Origin of the sequence: Bacillus sp. JAS24-2 (genome assembly GCF_008274905.1) — a bacterium.
Classification (GTDB): Bacteria; Bacillota; Bacilli; order Bacillales; family Bacillaceae_G; genus Bacillus_A; species Bacillus_A cereus.
The window spans coordinates 2391306-2407377 of record NZ_CP031068.1 but is presented as its reverse complement, the minus strand read 5'-3'; the positions used below and the strand labels follow the sequence as shown (position 1 = coordinate 2407377).

Here is a 16072-nt window from a genome sequence, read left to right as displayed (position 1 = left end):
CTTTATTTAGCCTTTTTTAGTTTTTTCTCTTCACGTTTTAATTTGTTGTACTCATCAAGTGTGATGAATCCGCCATATTTGATAACATGCTTTAAAAGAATGAGTTGTAAGTGTGGATATTTATATTCGAACATCTTCTTTTTCACCGCGAATGTTTCCGTCACCATACCCTTTATGTCCACGACTTCTACATCACCATTTGGCAAATAAACCATGAAGTCTGCGATATATGTAATTGCCTTAAAACTTTTACCGTTCTTTGTAAACGCTGGTTGCAAGGTGAATCTTGGTTGTAATTCGAAGCTTTTAATTTCACCTGCAGCTTGGCGAACCTTTAAACCAGAATAATAATCCGATTCAGCCTTACTATCGAATACATGGCCGTCTAGCTCAGCTTTTTTATTGTTATATTTACTCATAACTTTTCTCTTTCGCTTCACTAATTAACTGAGTGATTTCATATACAGCATTTTGTGCACATTCCATGTTTCTTCACCCCTTGAATATTTTTCAAAAATCAATACATACTATTTTCAAGCCGCTTAATCCACGGCTGGTACTTCCTTCTTTTACAGTAAGAGGCAGATTGGTTCATCACTTTTCTAATTCTTACTGTATATTTTTAAAAATATCGAAAATAATACCAACAAGCTGTTTGAACTAGCAGCTTCACTCTTCTCGCAATGGGAATGCAATTTATCACAATTAGCTAACTCATTCGACTAACTGGCAGACAACCGAAAATGTTGTCTGCTTTTTGTATGGAATTTTTCATTTTACATATACTACTTTTGAGCCTGTTGCCAATGCAAGCCATTTGGTGTTTTGAATTCCGACTAAGCTTTTTGTTGCATAGATTATCACATCTTTGACAACACTGTTTTAAAGCGCGTTTTCTGGTTATTCGTAGTTCTAATCCAGAATAATTTTTCTCCTATAAAGGACGGCAGGTACGACTGCTCGTCCTTTTTTACTTATACCGCATACTCTCCCTTCTGATAATTTCGAACCACATTGCCCACATCATCGTAGTAAGCAATTTCCCAATAAGGATGGCAGTTGTGCTTTTCAATTTCTCCATCGAACAAAACGAACAGATTAGTTTTCCAGTTCCCAACGATCGTACCCCACATGCCAGCTACGTTTACTCGCATACCCATGTAAGCAAAATGTAGGTTTCTAAAATTTTGCATTTTCTTAAACGCTTGTTCTGTGCTGTACATCCGCTTGATATCAAAAACCCCTTCGTTCTCACACTTTACAAACTTCATGAATTCAGCCATTGGCATCGTTAGAAGCTTTGTTCTGAACTTTTGCCAGTACAGAAATCTTGCCTTTCCTTCAGTTTCCGCTACCACATATTCTTCATTCGGCCATTGTTCGAAAATGGTAGTGAGTTTAAATTTGTAAAGAACCACCATCCTTTCACCTCCCCCTTAATTTGCAATCAACTGGTGGAACAGTTCTTTATTTCTTGTGTCTAGTGCATGATTAATGAGTTGGTATTTTATTAACTTTTCAATTTCATCATGATCTTCTCCGTCGATATGCGTTTCAAGTGAGCACTCATCATCTTCAAGTACTTCCATGTACAAAGGTTCCTTGTATTTACCTTTAAAATTGATTTGAATATATATCGGTGCATCATTCACATTGAAATGATGATATGCTGACATCCCATCTGTAACAGTTAAATTTGGTTTATAAAACGCGAACAGTTGACCTTCTGAAAACTCTGCAGAAATTTCAATTCCATACGGATACTTCTTTGCATTTTCAACAAAGTGGATTCTCGTTACAAACCTTAAATGCTTACGAAATGTGTAGATGAACGGAAAACCCTCATGTCTTCGGGGCAAGATATGATTTAAAAGAAATTGCATAAACTCACGCTTTTTCTCAACCGACACATCGCTCATGCAGTAACCCCCTTTTCCACCCTTCAAACTTTTGAATCCAAGCATCCCAATGCTCTTGGTATGAAGCTTCCTGCTGCTTTGCTACCTCACAATTACAACCCTCAATTGCTATCATCCCAGGATAAATTTCTTTATGAACTACGCCCGTGTTACTGCATATCATGCACATTTTCTTCACTCCTTCTCACGATAATCTTCTCCTTCTACAGCGATTAAGTAATGTTTACTCATTCCAAACAAGCGGCTCTTTGCTGCATAACCAATCTTTTCAGGTAATGTTTCATCATCTTCATTCGAGCTGTATAAAATGGGCAAATTATGTCGATATCGATAATCAATGATTTGATAGTAGAGATTCTCTTTCGCTTCTGACCGTTTTGACTTACCTAGGTCATCCCATATGAGGACCTCTACTTGTTTTGCGTGGTTTAACAATCGGTTAAATTCTTTCTTATCATCGTTCATCATCTTGGCTGCAATGAGATCATCCATGAAAGTTCCGTCTGATATAAGCAGTACGCTATACCCTCGCTTCATGAGATACTTTGCTGCAGCTACTTGAAGATGTGTTTTACCGAGTCCGAAACTGTTATGTTCTCTCTTGGCTTGTGCTCGCTTTGCTGACTCCAATTGCTTAATTCGTAACTCTCCAAAAGTTGCGATGAAGCCCAGGCTATTTTGTTTGGTATCCTTGATTTCTTTGAAGTTCTGCAAGTAATTTCCCATTGTGCTATACAAAAGCTTTTGTTCTTCTGTTTCTCGTTTGTACGAATCAAACCGAGCATCTGTAAATTCTTCTGGAATCATCGCGTTTTTCAATCTACGCTCCATTACTCGTTGCGCTTTGCACTCGCAATCTTTTTGCATAGATACTCTCATACCGAATTCATTCACTTCTTCGTAAAAAACTACTTCTGAATCCTGACATTTTAAACATCTATACTCGTTTAATGAAGCTTGGCATGTTGCGCTCTCGGCTTGCATTTTCTTCCTCATAGCTTCTGCTCGTACCATAACCTCTGCCAGTGCGTGCCCTACGTATTGCATTGCCTACACCACCTCTTTGATTTTTATAATCCTCGTCGAGCTTGATTACATCTGCTATTGTTCTTACGTTGCTTTTTTGCCAGTTTAATAAAATACCGCTAATGTATTTCCATCGTTTCGCATTCTGATCCACCGCTCTATCGACAGCTTCCATAATGATTTGGCTACCTAATACATCACTGAACTCTCCAAGATCCTGCATTGCTGTTTCACTTAATGAAATGTTGTTCTGTAAAAGGTAGTTGTAACTTTTTTGAAATTCTTCATCAATTAGAGGATGCTTATCTACATCATCATTAGTTAGATTAGTACTTGGTATTTCAGTACTTAGTAAATCATTAGTATTTAGTAGTTGGCCTTTTTCCACCGAGTGGTTTTCCATGCGGGTGGTTTTCCAGTCACTGGTTTTACCACTAGGTGGTTTTTCCATAGAGTGGTTTTCCTTATCTATGGTTGGCACTTCATAAACAGCAGTTTCCCAATGTGATATTTTCCCTGTCTCTGGATCTTGAACTGGATAACGTTTCAAATATCCTGCAGCCTTTAATTCTTTGAGAGTACTTGTTGTTATTTTTTCGCTATCTTTGGCATGTTGACTTAGCTCTGTTACATGGAAAGTCCAATCATCTGGCAAAGATAGCATGTATGCTAATAATCCTTTTGCTCGCCAACTCAGATTTTCATCACGTAAAGGCGTGTTGTGTATCACCGAGTAATTTGTATCCTTCTTAACTCGAAAGATGCCCATCTTATGACCCCCTTGTGCAAATCGCGATGTAAGCTCCATTTTCCTTAATGACTTTCTCTATCCGATAACCTGGATAACCAGTTTGTATATAACGTGCAATCGACTGCTTTAATTCATCTTTTGATTGTGCTCTCTCCCACAATTTGCGAGAGAGAAGCACCTTTGACTTGTTACTCACCTTCAATCACGAAATCACCTTGTCCGTCTCCTTCGGTTTGTTGTTCCACTTCAATGAATTCTGGTTCTTCCGTAATATCTTTTCGAACCACTTCGTCCTGCTGCGCTTGTGACTGCACTTCAATGCTAATTGGCAAGTATTTGAACATGTAACGAACCACTGTTTTCTTCGCCATTTCCTCATAATCTGTTTTCCACGGGCTATAGTTTGAATTTGCTGAAGCTGAACGACCGCGACGCTTTTCAATTTCACTCTTTGGCATAAATTCCATTTGGTGTCCGCCATCCTTGAAATGAGCGACTGCATACGCTCCAATAAACTCACCTCGATCACCAAATGACGGTTTGTGCTTTAGTTGAGGGTGTAAACCTAATTCGTATTCAAATTCATCATTTTCGTATACTGCATGTGCATAAATGCTTTGAATATGACCAGAACGTCTTGCTAAATCAATCATGCCTTTATATCCAATAATGAAAGTCGCTTCACTCTTATACGGTAAGATATAGCAATGTCCTAGTAATCCAGGTTCAAGCCCTAATTGTACGGCTGACATGACGGCCCCCATCAACGACGGCACGCTGCATTCAAGCAATTTAGGATTTGTACGAATTGTTGTAAGAGCAATCCGACTCATACGGTCCATATCCATATGCTTTGGTAATACCTCAGCCATTTTAGGACCCATTTTCTTCATATACGCTTCGACTGTTTGTTCAGTTGTTACTGGTGCGCTTGCCTTACGATTTGCTAATTGATTTTTTACATCTTTATTAGTTGCCATTGTTTATTTCCTCCCTTATTTAACTGTGAATTTTCTTGATTTAGATTCTTTAACATACTGCTCAAATAAATCTGGGTGTTCCACTTTGAATCGCTTGCTATCAAACCGATTAGTTGTATATGACTTCCAATAAATCTTGTAGTTCTCAGTTCCACCAACTTCATTGGTACCGAGTTTTGCTTTGATTTTGTTTTCATACTCTGCCTTTTGTTCTTGCAGGGCTTTTATTTCTCGGTCCACTTGATCACGCGCTTCAATCAGAAGCTCTTCTTGCTTCCCTAAACTTACAAAACTGTCTGCAATAGATTCTGGATATAGATGTTTAAGTAATTCTGTTGATGCATCTGAACCATCAAACATCGGTGGCTCGTTCTTCTCAACATTGTTGAGCCAAAAATCTTTTGCTATATCTGCTAGATAACCAATCAATTCATCATCTCTTTCAATCTCTTTTATAACGAATTTATTACCACCTACTAATGCAGCGAAATATCCCCACTGTAAACCCGTTACAAAAAAGTACCACTGTATTTGAACAATATATTGTTCAGGAATCTCGTCACTTTCCCACTCTTTTTTTAAATACTCGCTAGCAGTTTTAATTTCTAAAATACCGTTACCACGTTCTTTATCTATAATTATTCGATCTACATTAGCTAGGGCCCATTCATACTCAGGGTGTTGCAAAATTGCATTTCTTCTTCTAACCTTCATTTCAGTTCGTTTTACAAATTCTTGCGCAATAACATCCTCCATGACCGTTCCCCAGTACGTCGCTTCCGACTCAATCTTTGCATCCGGAGCAGAACCTGTTTTTTCTAAATACACCCCAATTGGCGATTTGTATTTACTGATTCCAACGATTGCCCCAATATCTGAACCGCCGATGCCCGATTTTCTCCATTTCAACCATTCGATTTTTGAAATACTTGTTGTAGCAACTAACTGTTTTGCAATCATTTAATTACCTCCTTTTCCAAAATTGGTATGTGCAAATTCACCGAAATACTGTATAGCCGCCGCATCGTAAGTTCTCCCAGCTTCTTCTTCATTAGCGAATGTACCAAGATGGATTTTTCTTTTATTAACCTTAATTTCAGCAATCCACTTCGACTTTTGTTTAGAAAACCACACTCCTTTATACCTAGAAGTTCCTTTGCGAATATTTCTTTCGTTCTGCATATTTTGTGTTCTTGAAGCTAAGCGTAAGTTTTCACGAGTGTTATTAAGCCCGTTGCCATCTATATGATCTACATCTACACCCTTTGGAGCATTTGTAATTAAACGATGCATATAAATCACCTTACAATTTTTGCGACCTGTTCCTTTTACGTATCCAACCGCATACAATCTTGTTTTTCTTTTATTTGCACACCATTTATATCGACTAATCAATTCATAATCTTCAGAACTAACAATCGCTACTTGCCCTTGTGTTAGAGAGACTTTTATAAATTTCATTCCATCCACTCCTTTTCCATGGTATACTACCTTCAAATGATTTTTTTAAGGGAACCCATTGCCGTGGGTTCTTTTTTTATTCCCCTGCAACAAACCTCGTTGCATGCCGCTCTAAAAACTTTTCGGCACATTCTTCACAAATTAAACTTCCTTCGAATTCGTAATACGTCATCCCAAAGTACAATTCACCTTCACAATCGCTACAATAATGTTCGAATTGTTTTTTGCATGAATCGTGGTGATTTCCTATTACAATTGGATTTTCTATCATCTAACTCACCTCCTCACAAAGAGTTATGTAATGTGCTCTCTCTACCAAATCCGCGTTAACTCCCTGGCTTCTTAACCGCTTAATAACCTTAAGAATATTTTTACGATCTTTTTCACGTTCCACATCGTGCTTTTCTTTCGCTCGATATAGTGCTGCAAGTTCCCTTCTTGCTAGTCGTGCTTCCTTTACCCATTCACGCAATAACTTTTCATCATGTGTTCTTAATGCTTGGATTTGCATTTGATTACAATATTTTAAGAACTCATCTAACACCTGTTTCTTTTGCATGTCCTTTTGTAGAACTGGTGCTGTTATGCTCATATTCTCTTCACCTTTCTTAATTGCTGATTTTCTTGCTTTAGCTGTTCATTCTCGCTGATAAGTTTTTCAAATGCATCTAAAAGTGCTACACCACCCATGAATGATACAATAACCACCGCTGTAACCAAAAGGCTGAATGTACTTTCAACCAAAGTTTGGTTCCTCCTTTTGGGCTTCTAGCCATGCTTCCAAATCTTTTTGTAAGAAGAGTAATTTGCGCCCTTCTCGGATAACCGGAAACTGCGGATGGTTTGCAAGTTCATATACTCTGCAAACCGCGATGTTAAGGTAAGCTGCCGCTTCTTTTACTCGCATTACTTTGTTTGGTTGCGCTTGTTGTTGGAATGTAGCTAAAGCTGCTTGAATTTCTTCACGAACAACTTCTCGGATTGACTCTTTAATGATTTGATCTAATCCCATTTTGTTTTGCTCCCTTCTATTTAACTTAACCAACCTTGACTTAACTATAAGTTAAGTCAAGGGCAAAAAATTTTAATTGCTTCTAGTTTCACTTTTAAGAAATCAGCAATTTTTACAATTAAGTCATAATAAGGACGGCGTTTGCCGTTTTCTATGTACCAATAGTACACTTCCGTAATACCAACGGCCTCAGCTACTTCCTTACATGTATATCCTTGTTCTACACGTAGCTGTTTTAGAGTTTTCATATGCAACTCCTCTCTTCCGTTTTTGTTGTTAATTACATAGTAACTTAACCTCAAGTTAAGTTCAAGTGTTTTATAATAATTTTTTCAAAAACTTTACCTTTCCACTTAACTGATAGTTAATATATAATGACAGTGTAGCAAAGTGCCGTGTGTCACACTATAACAGTGATAAAGAAGAAATAACTTCATATAAAATAGATAAAATAAACTTGGGGTGTTTTAATTATGTTTAGTCATGAAAGGTTAAAGTTGTTAATTGAAAAAAGAGGGATTACTCAACAACAATTAGCTGATGCAATTGGTGTTAGTCATGTTTCTGTTTATAACTACGTTGAAGGAAAAAAATCACCAGGTACACGTACACTTCAAAAAATAGCTAATCATTTTAATGTTACTACTGATTATCTACTTGGGTTATCTGATTCGCCAGATTTAACAGCAGACCAAGATCTACAACTTACAAAAGAAGCTCAAGAAATTCTTCAAATCATAAATGATCTACCTGAAGAACAACGAAAAAAAGCATTAGAACAACTAGAAATGTTTGTGAGTTACGAAAAAGCTAAAGGGAATATTTAATGAAAAAAGACTATCGGAAAAAATTAGATAGTCTTTTTTAAATTACTTTGTCTCTTTCATGTCCACTTAAACAGATAGATAATAATATTTCTTTTGGGTTATCTTCTTCTTGCAGAAGTAAAAGCGCTTTTTTTATCAGATTAACTTCCCCATCTTTATTTTTCATCTTCTCTTATCCCCTTATCATTTTTGTTATTTTTTTACATAAATTTCTTTTTTGTTCATAAACCTAAAAAGGAAATCTTACTTAAAACTACAAATGACACCGTCAATTAAGACGATGTCATTTTAAATTTATATATGTAAACCTATATTTTGTATCTTACCAACCGCCACCAGGATCAACCATCATTTGCTGAACTACTGGTTTTGAGTCATTTGTACTAGGCTTTTCTTTCGCAGAATCAGTGTTAACAACTAGTGTAGTTGCTAATAATAGTACAGGAATAATTGTAATTAATTTTTTCATCTAATCACCTCTTTCCGATGCTAATTATAACAAATATTCAAATTAAACCCAAGTGAATTTTCGGTAAATTCGAATAAAATATATTTCCTGATTTTTGACACATTAGAAGAGATTGTTTCATTAACTCTTCTCTTTTAGCTCCCTCATATGTTAAAGCTAAATAAGCGGTCTGTATGTCTGTTAATTCACCTGTAGAACTTTTTATTTGATTTAATATTTCCCTCGCTCCTATTGTATTACCTTGTTTAATCATTAAATATGCCAGCTCACTTGGATGTACAACATCTGTATCACTAATTTCTTTGTCATGGTGAATCTTTAAAAATGATAATGTATGTTGCACCATTTCTTTCTTCTTCTCTACAGCTTCAACTTTTCTATCACCAATCACTTGTAATGTTTTCTCTAGGTAATATTTTGAGTTCTCATATTCACCTACTGAGAAAACATACGATTCACCTAGCTTTAAGTACGCATTTACTTTTGGAAAAGAAAAATAGTTATCCCACTCAAGATCATCTATTAATTTAATACAAACGTTTCTTGCTTCATCTACTTCTCCTCCTTGCAATGAAGTAACAGCAATCGCTTCTCTGTAACGTAATTTGAAGCACTCACGAAGATATTTATTACTAATTTTATCAATTTTAGTTTCTATTGATTTCAGACGCTCATTTAAAGTCGTATAATTTCCTGTTTGATATTGCGCTTGACATAATAAAATTTCAGTTAACAATTCCATCTCAATTGTTTTCACTGATTTACTTGCTATATGCAACGCTTTATAATATAGTTTGGCATTCAACTCACCGATATATCGTTTATAAATAATCAGATACACACTAGCAAATTCTTTATTTTCAGACACCTTAGACTGTAATTCACTATTTATTACTTCAATCAAAAGATTGAACTTACCTCTTAAAGCTAAGTCCTCCATCGCTTCACGTAAATTCTCTGATTTCGGATTTGTGACATCAATATAATCCTTTAATATATTCCCTTGTACCTGTATGCCTTTATTTAATAGAATAATTGTTTTAGAAAGAAAACCAAAACTAATATCTGTGTTACCTTTAAATACTTTTGTAACAGTACTTGGCTTAACACCCCAATAATCTGCTAGTTTATTTTTTCTTATACCAGCTACGCATAATTCTTTTTCAATTTGACCTAGAGCTTTCCACATGCTTTGTCCCCCTTATTGGAACAAGACACACTTCCCTATCATGAACACGCACCTTAATGCTGAATTACATCAAAAAGCTGTGTTATAACTAGCCGTATACGTTACGAAAACTCGTAAACGAAAGGCTCATGGCAAATGTTTTCCCTACTTCAATTAGGGCTAAACGGTGTAAACGTGTTCCCAACATATTTACACACACTATGGGTCTTTTTTGTTCCGTTTGATTTCTTAAAATCAGTTTATCACAAGATTAAGAATCTTCATTCCACTTAAAGTCAATTCATGTTGAGAAAGTTTTTTCTAATAGTCTATGTCTCAACACTATTAGCAAGTATATAAATTATGAACTATACTCTGTCAGTAAACGTCAAACATTTGCCGTTTACAATTTGTAAAAGAATCTATGAGTGTAGACCTTAACATTATAGGTAAGGGCGTTATCTTAGGAGTTATAACTGTAGGAATTGATTTGAAAGACGAAGTTCAAGATTGGTTACTTAAAAAAATGAAAAATAAATTTCTGTAAATCAAAAGCACAGTAGCATTAAGCACTGTGCTTTTTTCTCTCTTTATATTCCCGTTCCTGGATCGGCATATCCTGCACCACCTCCAGGACCTGCTTCATTATTCTTTTGAGCGTAGTTCCATCCGCCTGGATCTTTTGTATATGTTTTTCTCATGACTTCTTCCCTCCTTCTTAATTTGAATCTACAATTATTTTAGCTCATACGTTCTGCATCTGTGAATTAACTATTTTGGTATTTTGTAGGAATATATACTTCCATTAATAAATTAAATATATTAATATATTTATAAAACGATTATAAGGAGTATAATATATGAATCAAATTGACTTTAGTTCTATACAATCACCCGTTAATCATCTCGCTATGCAAGCAGCTATTATGTTTCTTGCCATGGGCGTTACTGGCGGATTAGTTTACTACATGCTTTTAAAAATCCATGCTCCAAAACAGTTAGCTAGTGTGATTGCGACAATGTGTACTATGGCAGCTGCCTATAAAACGATTTTAATTTTCTATACTTGAATACACCAAAAAGGAGCCAATGGGCTCCTTTTTAATTTTAATGTTAATGAAAAGTAATCAAGAGAACGTCTTTAAGTTGTTCATCAAACTCCAAATCAAGTTCTATATACATTGCCTTAAACAATTCTATTAATAGTTCATTAGCGTCCCCACTACGTTTGCCATTAACATAATCATGAAAATCCACTAATTTTTTCAAAACCTCTGGACTATCGCTAAAAACTATCATTACTGAATTCAAAGCTTTCATAAATTCCAAGTAGTTTTCTCCAGTCCTATCACCAGTTACGAGCCAAATCCGATGTTCCATCAAATTTTTTAAAATATCCTTTTTTTCTTCCCAAATTCTATTTGTAAAAAAGGTCTTTCTTTCGTTTTTAATTGTTTTTCTTACTCCTAAATAAGTAAGTCCACCGCTAACGAAACCGCCTAAGACTCCTCCCCAGAATCCGAGCCAATTTGTGTCTATAGATAACCATTCAAAATTCATAAACTCACTACACTCCATTACTCTATTACTCTTTTTTAATTATTATATATTATAATATATATTTAAATAAAATTCTATCAAACCTTTATTTTAACTCAAATAAATTACGTCCCTCCTCTTGTTTTTTAAATATGAATCACAATGATTTTTAAACAAAATAGGAAATCACTTACAATTACATCCTATAACCGAATTTGTTCATTTATGGTAAAATGTATCCATCGCTGATATGTCCAACTAGGTAATTTTTATAACAGCAAAATTACAACTAGACTTATACAACATGATTCAAAACAAAATGAAGGAGTGTTTTAAGTGAAAGGACATATTCGAAAAAGAGGAAATAAATATTGTATTGTGGTCGACATTGGACCTGATCCAGAGACAGGAAAAAGAAGACAAAAGTGGTTTTCTGGGTATAAGACAAAAAAAGAAGCACAGGCTGATGTTGCGAAGAAGATTACAGAATTAAATGAAGGAACTTTTATAGAGCCGTCAAAAGTTACATTAAAGGAGTATCTAAATCATTGGCTAGAAATTAAAAGTATGAGTATAGAAAGAAGTACTTTTGTTGGTTATAGGGCATTTATCAACCAACATGTTATACCTAGTATTGGAATGGTCACACTCCATAAATTAAATGTTATGCACATTCAAAAATGCTATAAAACTGCGATAGATAAAGGTATTGCAAACAATTCTATTCTGCTTATGCATAGAATATTAAAGAGCGCTTTAAACCTAGCTGTAAAACAAAATATTATTTCTCGAAATCCAGCTGCTTTTGCTGAGATACCGAAAAAAGAAAGAACCTCTATCCAAACTTGGACAGAGGAAGAAGTAAAAAAGTTTCTTTTGCATTCACAAGAATCAAGATATCACATTGGGTATCTACTTGCAATAACTACAGGTATGCGTATGGGAGAAGTTCTAGGCTTACGATGGCAGGACGTTGATTTTGAAAAACACACCGTTACAATAAACCAAACATCTGGCCATGACAATAAAATCAAAAAAACAGCAAAAACAAATTCATCAAAGCGTACCATTCCTGTACCTAATGAAACAATAGTAGCCTTAAAAAAACATAAGACTTTAATTAATAAAGAGAAATTAAGGTTTGGTTCTGCTTATCTAGATCAAGATTTAATAAATTGTGATGAGTTTGGAAGAATCATAAAAAGAGCACATTTCAGAAAAAGTTTCATTAGGGCGACACACAAAGTAGGTATAAAAGAAATTAAATTCCATGATTTAAGACATACACACGCAACTATACTATTGAAACAAGGAGTTAACCCAAAAATCATCAGTGAGAGATTAGGTCATACAGATATTTCAATGACATTAAGTGTCTATTCTCATGTTTTACCGAATATGCAGGAAGAAGCAGTTAAAAACTTCGGTAAAAGTATCTTTGGATAACCTATGTTTGCAAAATGTTTGCACTTCATCAAAAAAAGTCAAACAAACGTTGTCATATCAAGGTTTGTTTGACCTATCATCTTATATTCTTGATAAAATCTCCGAATCCCTATTGAAATATTTAATAATGGAGCGTTCTCACCACCGCGGGTTATGCATTGAAATCGATATACATAGGAGAAAAAATCTTGTGTTTTTTCATCTTTTATCGGCTCTGACATCGCCTCACAAATATTTTGTGATCTAAGAGGAGAAAAATAGAATTCTTCTTCATTTGTATTTTCTAAATATATAGGACGCTCACAAAAAATATGTGAGATTAAAGCGGGTATCCACTTAGAATACGTTTCATTATCATGTAGTACTGGCAAATTAGAAATCAAATCGGATTGCCATTCATATTTTGGTGGTTCTACTAATCTATTTGGCTTCCAATCATGAATAATCTCATACCAACTTTGAAAAATATAATCGAGCTGCTCTTGTTTAATAGGTTCTTTTGATACAATCCATGGTGTATTTTCATTTAATACGTACGGATTATGCTGAATAAACAATATATCTGAAAACATATCATACAATCTTTCATTCAAACGTTTCAACTTACTCGTTAATAAAAATGTCTTATAATGTATCTCTACGATGTCCAGCCATTCAATAGGAAAGTATATAAATGATACCTTTTCATTTAAAAGGGGTTCTACTATATTTTCAAATGTTAGCAGCCTTAATTTTTTCATAAAATGATTCCTTCCTTTCTTCAGTTGTCTTGATTATCAAAAAGCTAGAACAATAGTTACTTAATCTAATCCATTTAAATCAAGTATTTAAAAGAAAAGTAAAAACTATTTATCTGAATAAAACATTATCAAATCGACTCTTTTAACAATTAAAAGTAATTATCATATACAGCACCTCATTATATTTATATTTCAATACATTTAAATTATACAATTTATATAATGTATTGTACTTATCATTTACAAAAAATTTACAAAAAACTAAAAAAGAACACCTTAAATCGGCGCTCTCTTTACAAATATTAAGCGTTATGTAATTGAACATATAGATAACAGTAATCCTCCAAATGAAATTGTTCCTAGTAAACCTACTACAAATCCTGTTAAACAAATACAATCAGCAAGACAAATAGAAGACTGCGATAATGGAACGAATGACCTACTTGTACCCGAACCATATTGTTTTATCTTCTCATAATTCATATCTAACATTAAATGTAGACATGTTACACCATCCTCAATAGTATGTACAGATTCTTTTTCTAATCGCTCCAATAATTTACTATCAAAAGCAACTGCTAGAGGGTACTGCTTATCCGATTTCATATTTTGATAAATTAGTTGCAAACGAGATAATATATTATTTTTCTTCTTTTCAGATGTTACTGTACATTTCATATTATTAAATTCATTTAATAACAGTGATAATTCATCTCTTTTTCCGTATAAATCTTTAGCTATTTTTCTCTTTAGTTTATACGAATGGAAAATAGATTTTAGTTCAACCATATTCATACACTTCCTAATTACATAGTATTTACCCTATTATTTTGTAGATAAACAGTACTTTTTAATCTTATTTAAAATACACTTAAGCAACTTATTTTACTATCGATTAACATTACATTAACCTTACACGGTTGTAATAAAATCATTAGCTAGAAGGAAGCAATGCCCAAACTAGACAGATATTTAATGATAAAACCATAAGAAAAAAACAATGATTAGATTTTAAATCTAGTCATTGCTTTATCCATCACATCTTGATTACATCTATATATCTTATTGTTACTCTTTCACTTGAATCATTGAATATATCCATTAATAATGGCTATATTCTTTGTCGGCACGTACATATAACTAATGTTTTTTAATTGATAAAGTGAAACTTTAATCAGCTCTCACCAATCGGGCTTTTATGGGCAGTCCGCCACCTAACTTCTCTTTGCTCTCGCTGAATTTTTTTGGGGATGTTACTGCCCGCAACTAGCAAGATAGATGTTATCAATATTCATACGTTACAATAGTACCGGTAGTATCAGTAAAACCATCAAAACAGTTAGAGCAACCACCACAGCCGCCACAACCGCCACAGCCTCCGCAACCAAAACAACCGAAGCAACCAATACAACGGAAGCCACCACAACGGAAGCCGCCACAACGACCTCCACCACAACCGCCACAACGACCACAACCGCCACAGCGACGAGCAGCATCTTCAATATAGTAATATGGATATTGGTTTTGCTGGTCCCAATAGACAATATTTCCAGACCGGTAATCATTAAGGCTTAACGCTTGTAGTTCTTGTTGAAACTGATTCATTTTCATAACCTCCGTTTATAAAATACAACCTCATCGATACTTCCCTATATTCCTGTTCGTTACATCTAAGTAGAAATAGCGCTATAAACTAAGTTCAATACGTACACCAACAAAGTATGACTTATCACTAGATGATGCACCTTGTTCATATACCTATTTTTACTATGGGCTCATTTTTATAAAGTGAAACTTTAATCAGTGGGGTTTTGTTCATCCCCTACCTAACTTCTTTGCTTCCGCTGAATTTTGAGGTGGGGGGCTTACTGCCCGGCAAATAGCGGGATAAATAAAAATTAAAAAATATGAATTCTAGCGTCATATCTTCATACTTACTAAGTTCAATTAATTTCTCAACAATTATGATGCCATATCCTATATATTTCCGTCTGCTGCTTAGATTTTTCTGTACTGTAAATGGCTTTCGCTATAACACCTCCAAGTGACCGGTTTCTATGACGGTTAAGAAATTCCAACAAAAAAAAGCCCTAATTAGGGCTTTTCATTCTATTTCTCCAGCAAATCTCTATATGAAATTGCTAATTGAAAAAAGACACATTTAGATTGATGCGTCTTTTTTTTGATGCCTCTTTTGTGAAATCATATAAAGCAATTGCGCCTAAAAGAACAAGTATCCCTTGAGGAACATCTAGCAAAATAGTTTTCCAAATTTCTGGAATTACCCATTTAATATCTGCTGCTGTTTCAAGATATGTTTGGAAATAGCTGATTGTAAAATTAATTATCCCTAAAAATACAAACAACGATAAACCAAATCGAATTAATTTCTTATTTGTAAACATATAACACCTCTCAAAATTCATTGGATATTCCTGCTTTTGCTTCTTTATATTTCCATATCTCTATATCTAATTTTAACACATAAAGAACTCAAAAAAATACGATATGCATATTTGCATATCGCATTAACAACACTCCATGATAATTTAGAAATTCCTGCAAAGAAAAAACAACTCCGTTACAGCTAACAGCTCGGGTTTCTTTTCTTATTTAACTTCATACCACCAACATTTACGTTCTTTGATTGTAAAATAAATGTGACAGAAGTTTATCCAGTTAATGCGTAGACAAGTAAATGAGCTAAATTATCGATATTCTATTTCGCCATATC

The 16072-nt window shown here is 34.4% G+C and carries 26 protein-coding genes; 3 read left to right on the top strand and 23 right to left on the bottom strand.

From position 1 onward, the window contains the following. Nucleotides 1–2: 2 nt before the first annotated feature. From DN407_RS12440 to DN407_RS12380, 15 genes are all read right to left on the bottom strand, one after another. Nucleotides 3–419, bottom strand: coding sequence for a DUF1064 domain-containing protein (locus DN407_RS12440; protein WP_000049835.1), 417 nt, complete (start codon nucleotides 417–419; stop codon nucleotides 3–5). A 555-nt stretch (nucleotides 420–974) separates the two neighbouring features. Beyond that, on the bottom strand, nucleotides 975–1421 hold the full coding sequence (locus DN407_RS12435; protein WP_255446512.1) for an MFS transporter: 447 nt from the start codon (nucleotides 1419–1421) through the stop codon (nucleotides 975–977). Between the two features lie 15 nt (nucleotides 1422–1436). Then, nucleotides 1437–1919, bottom strand: a complete 483-nt coding sequence (locus DN407_RS12430; RefSeq protein WP_149216305.1) for a YpiB family protein — start codon at nucleotides 1917–1919, stop codon at nucleotides 1437–1439. Beyond that, nucleotides 1900–2088 carry a hypothetical protein gene (locus tag DN407_RS12425; RefSeq protein ID WP_149216304.1) on the bottom strand — a complete coding sequence of 63 codons (189 nt, stop codon included), beginning with the start codon at nucleotides 2086–2088 and terminating at the stop codon, nucleotides 1900–1902. The genes DN407_RS12430 and DN407_RS12425 overlap by 20 nt, the downstream gene beginning before the upstream one ends. Nucleotides 2089–2093: 5 nt before the next feature. Next, nucleotides 2094–2903: an ATP-binding protein gene (locus DN407_RS12420; protein WP_255446520.1), complete on the bottom strand. Its 810-nt coding sequence runs from the start codon at nucleotides 2901–2903 to the stop codon at nucleotides 2094–2096. Beyond that, nucleotides 2857–3714: a DnaD domain protein gene (locus DN407_RS12415; RefSeq protein ID WP_149216303.1), complete on the bottom strand. Its 858-nt coding sequence runs from the start codon at nucleotides 3712–3714 to the stop codon at nucleotides 2857–2859. The genes DN407_RS12420 and DN407_RS12415 overlap by 47 nt, the downstream gene beginning before the upstream one ends. A 1-nt stretch (nucleotide 3715) precedes the next feature. Beyond that, nucleotides 3716–3892: a hypothetical protein gene (locus tag DN407_RS31620; RefSeq protein ID WP_172852407.1), complete on the bottom strand. Its 177-nt coding sequence runs from the start codon at nucleotides 3890–3892 to the stop codon at nucleotides 3716–3718. Continuing rightward, nucleotides 3885–4676 (bottom strand): recombination protein RecT, encoded by a 792-nt coding sequence (gene recT / locus DN407_RS12410; RefSeq protein ID WP_149216302.1) that lies wholly within the window; start codon nucleotides 4674–4676, stop codon nucleotides 3885–3887. Before recT ends, DN407_RS31620 begins: the two co-directional genes overlap by 8 nt. A gap of 15 nt (nucleotides 4677–4691) precedes the next feature. After that, nucleotides 4692–5636, bottom strand: coding sequence for a YqaJ viral recombinase family nuclease (locus DN407_RS12405; RefSeq protein WP_149216301.1), 945 nt, complete (start codon nucleotides 5634–5636; stop codon nucleotides 4692–4694). Next, a complete protein-coding gene (locus DN407_RS12400; protein WP_071730504.1) occupies nucleotides 5637–6137 on the bottom strand; it encodes an AP2/ERF family transcription factor in 501 nt (166 codons plus the stop codon). It lies immediately after the preceding gene. A 76-nt stretch (nucleotides 6138–6213) separates the two neighbouring features. Further along, on the bottom strand, nucleotides 6214–6408 hold the full coding sequence (locus DN407_RS12395; protein ID WP_098209496.1) for a hypothetical protein: 195 nt from the start codon (nucleotides 6406–6408) through the stop codon (nucleotides 6214–6216). After that, on the bottom strand, nucleotides 6409–6729 hold the full coding sequence (locus DN407_RS12390) for a hypothetical protein (protein WP_149216300.1): 321 nt from the start codon (nucleotides 6727–6729) through the stop codon (nucleotides 6409–6411). Continuing rightward, nucleotides 6726–6881 carry a hypothetical protein gene (locus tag DN407_RS31615; protein ID WP_179955802.1) on the bottom strand — a complete coding sequence of 52 codons (156 nt, stop codon included), beginning with the start codon at nucleotides 6879–6881 and terminating at the stop codon, nucleotides 6726–6728. The genes DN407_RS12390 and DN407_RS31615 overlap by 4 nt, the downstream gene beginning before the upstream one ends. Continuing rightward, complete coding sequence (locus DN407_RS12385) at nucleotides 6874–7149, bottom strand: helix-turn-helix domain-containing protein (protein ID WP_149216299.1); 276 nt, start codon at nucleotides 7147–7149, stop codon at nucleotides 6874–6876. Before DN407_RS12385 ends, DN407_RS31615 begins: the two co-directional genes overlap by 8 nt. 56 nt (nucleotides 7150–7205) lie before the next feature. Continuing rightward, nucleotides 7206–7397: a helix-turn-helix domain-containing protein gene (locus DN407_RS12380; RefSeq protein WP_000854267.1), complete on the bottom strand. Its 192-nt coding sequence runs from the start codon at nucleotides 7395–7397 to the stop codon at nucleotides 7206–7208. A 225-nt stretch (nucleotides 7398–7622) separates the two neighbouring features. Between DN407_RS12380 and DN407_RS12375 the strand changes: the two genes are divergently transcribed. Continuing rightward, entirely contained in the window at nucleotides 7623–7976 is a 354-nt protein-coding gene (locus tag DN407_RS12375; protein ID WP_149216298.1) for a helix-turn-helix domain-containing protein, read from the top strand. 37 nt (nucleotides 7977–8013) lie between these two features. Here DN407_RS12375 and DN407_RS32105 read toward each other — a convergent pair whose 3' ends face one another. The 3 genes from DN407_RS32105 to DN407_RS12365 all read right to left on the bottom strand — a co-directional run bounded on the left by DN407_RS32105 (nucleotide 8014) and on the right by DN407_RS12365 (nucleotide 9634). Further along, nucleotides 8014–8142, bottom strand: a complete 129-nt coding sequence (locus tag DN407_RS32105; protein ID WP_255446511.1) for a hypothetical protein — start codon at nucleotides 8140–8142, stop codon at nucleotides 8014–8016. Between the two features lie 156 nt (nucleotides 8143–8298). Next, entirely contained in the window at nucleotides 8299–8445 is a 147-nt protein-coding gene (locus DN407_RS12370) for a complement C1q protein (RefSeq protein WP_149216297.1), read from the bottom strand. A gap of 37 nt (nucleotides 8446–8482) precedes the next feature. Further along, nucleotides 8483–9634, bottom strand: a complete 1152-nt coding sequence (locus tag DN407_RS12365) for an AimR family lysis-lysogeny pheromone receptor (RefSeq protein WP_149216296.1) — start codon at nucleotides 9632–9634, stop codon at nucleotides 8483–8485. 839 nt (nucleotides 9635–10473) lie between these two features. Here DN407_RS12365 and DN407_RS12360 point away from each other — a divergent pair. Then, on the top strand, nucleotides 10474–10683 hold the full coding sequence (locus DN407_RS12360) for a hypothetical protein (protein ID WP_149216295.1): 210 nt from the start codon (nucleotides 10474–10476) through the stop codon (nucleotides 10681–10683). A gap of 43 nt (nucleotides 10684–10726) precedes the next feature. Here DN407_RS12360 and DN407_RS12355 read toward each other — a convergent pair whose 3' ends face one another. Continuing rightward, complete coding sequence (locus tag DN407_RS12355) at nucleotides 10727–11173, bottom strand: hypothetical protein (protein ID WP_001987382.1); 447 nt, start codon at nucleotides 11171–11173, stop codon at nucleotides 10727–10729. 315 nt (nucleotides 11174–11488) lie between these two features. Here DN407_RS12355 and DN407_RS12350 point away from each other — a divergent pair, with 315 nt between their 5' ends. Then, a complete protein-coding gene (locus DN407_RS12350) occupies nucleotides 11489–12598 on the top strand; it encodes a site-specific integrase (RefSeq protein WP_149216294.1) in 1110 nt (369 codons plus the stop codon). Between the two features lie 38 nt (nucleotides 12599–12636). On the opposite strand, the gene DN407_RS12345 is transcribed toward DN407_RS12350, so the two are convergent. The 4 genes from DN407_RS12345 to DN407_RS12330 form a co-directional block, all read right to left on the bottom strand. Continuing rightward, nucleotides 12637–13338: a pPIWI_RE module domain-containing protein gene (locus tag DN407_RS12345; protein ID WP_000736195.1), complete on the bottom strand. Its 702-nt coding sequence runs from the start codon at nucleotides 13336–13338 to the stop codon at nucleotides 12637–12639. Between the two features lie 309 nt (nucleotides 13339–13647). Further along, nucleotides 13648–14133 (bottom strand): hypothetical protein, encoded by a 486-nt coding sequence (locus tag DN407_RS12340; RefSeq protein WP_002063155.1) that lies wholly within the window; start codon nucleotides 14131–14133, stop codon nucleotides 13648–13650. 489 nt (nucleotides 14134–14622) lie between these two features. Further along, entirely contained in the window at nucleotides 14623–14943 is a 321-nt protein-coding gene (locus DN407_RS12335; RefSeq protein WP_001071364.1) for a heterocycloanthracin/sonorensin family bacteriocin, read from the bottom strand. A gap of 536 nt (nucleotides 14944–15479) precedes the next feature. Then, nucleotides 15480–15764, bottom strand: a complete 285-nt coding sequence (locus DN407_RS12330; RefSeq protein ID WP_149216293.1) for a DUF3937 domain-containing protein — start codon at nucleotides 15762–15764, stop codon at nucleotides 15480–15482. Between the last annotated feature and the right edge of the window lie 308 nt (nucleotides 15765–16072).

Excerpts from the sequence above, each read along its gene's own strand:
- DN407_RS12365 (WP_149216296.1), bottom strand. The coding sequence starts at position 9,634 with ATGTGGAAAGCTCTAGGTCAAATTGAAAAAGAATTATGCGTAGCTGGT.
- DN407_RS12430 (WP_149216305.1), bottom strand. The coding sequence starts at position 1,919 with ATGAGCGATGTGTCGGTTGAGAAAAAGCGTGAGTTTATGCAATTTCTT.
- DN407_RS12370 (WP_149216297.1), bottom strand. The coding sequence starts at position 8,445 with ATGAAAAAATTAATTACAATTATTCCTGTACTATTATTAGCAACTACA.
- DN407_RS12425 (WP_149216304.1), bottom strand. The coding sequence starts at position 2,088 with ATGTGCATGATATGCAGTAACACGGGCGTAGTTCATAAAGAAATTTAT.
- DN407_RS12335 (WP_001071364.1), bottom strand. The coding sequence starts at position 14,943 with ATGAATCAGTTTCAACAAGAACTACAAGCGTTAAGCCTTAATGATTAC.
- DN407_RS12355 (WP_001987382.1), bottom strand. The coding sequence starts at position 11,173 with ATGAATTTTGAATGGTTATCTATAGACACAAATTGGCTCGGATTCTGG.
- DN407_RS12345 (WP_000736195.1), bottom strand. The coding sequence starts at position 13,338 with ATGAAAAAATTAAGGCTGCTAACATTTGAAAATATAGTAGAACCCCTT.
- DN407_RS12405 (WP_149216301.1), bottom strand. The coding sequence starts at position 5,636 with ATGATTGCAAAACAGTTAGTTGCTACAACAAGTATTTCAAAAATCGAA.
- DN407_RS12435 (WP_255446512.1), bottom strand. The coding sequence starts at position 1,421 with ATGGTGGTTCTTTACAAATTTAAACTCACTACCATTTTCGAACAATGG.
- recT (WP_149216302.1), bottom strand. The coding sequence starts at position 4,676 with ATGGCAACTAATAAAGATGTAAAAAATCAATTAGCAAATCGTAAGGCA.
- DN407_RS12400 (WP_071730504.1), bottom strand. The coding sequence starts at position 6,137 with ATGAAATTTATAAAAGTCTCTCTAACACAAGGGCAAGTAGCGATTGTT.
- DN407_RS12380 (WP_000854267.1), bottom strand. The coding sequence starts at position 7,397 with ATGAAAACTCTAAAACAGCTACGTGTAGAACAAGGATATACATGTAAG.
- DN407_RS12440 (WP_000049835.1), bottom strand. The coding sequence starts at position 419 with ATGAGTAAATATAACAATAAAAAAGCTGAGCTAGACGGCCATGTATTC.
- DN407_RS12420 (WP_255446520.1), bottom strand. The coding sequence starts at position 2,903 with ATGCAAGCCGAGAGCGCAACATGCCAAGCTTCATTAAACGAGTATAGA.
- DN407_RS12375 (WP_149216298.1), top strand. The coding sequence starts at position 7,623 with ATGTTTAGTCATGAAAGGTTAAAGTTGTTAATTGAAAAAAGAGGGATT.
- DN407_RS12415 (WP_149216303.1), bottom strand. The coding sequence starts at position 3,714 with ATGGGCATCTTTCGAGTTAAGAAGGATACAAATTACTCGGTGATACAC.
- DN407_RS32105 (WP_255446511.1), bottom strand. The coding sequence starts at position 8,142 with ATGAAAAATAAAGATGGGGAAGTTAATCTGATAAAAAAAGCGCTTTTA.
- DN407_RS12395 (WP_098209496.1), bottom strand. The coding sequence starts at position 6,408 with ATGATAGAAAATCCAATTGTAATAGGAAATCACCACGATTCATGCAAA.
- DN407_RS12385 (WP_149216299.1), bottom strand. The coding sequence starts at position 7,149 with ATGGGATTAGATCAAATCATTAAAGAGTCAATCCGAGAAGTTGTTCGT.
- DN407_RS12390 (WP_149216300.1), bottom strand. The coding sequence starts at position 6,729 with ATGAGCATAACAGCACCAGTTCTACAAAAGGACATGCAAAAGAAACAG.
- DN407_RS12360 (WP_149216295.1), top strand. The coding sequence starts at position 10,474 with ATGAATCAAATTGACTTTAGTTCTATACAATCACCCGTTAATCATCTC.
- DN407_RS12340 (WP_002063155.1), bottom strand. The coding sequence starts at position 14,133 with ATGAATATGGTTGAACTAAAATCTATTTTCCATTCGTATAAACTAAAG.
- DN407_RS12330 (WP_149216293.1), bottom strand. The coding sequence starts at position 15,764 with ATGAATTTTGAGAGGTGTTATATGTTTACAAATAAGAAATTAATTCGA.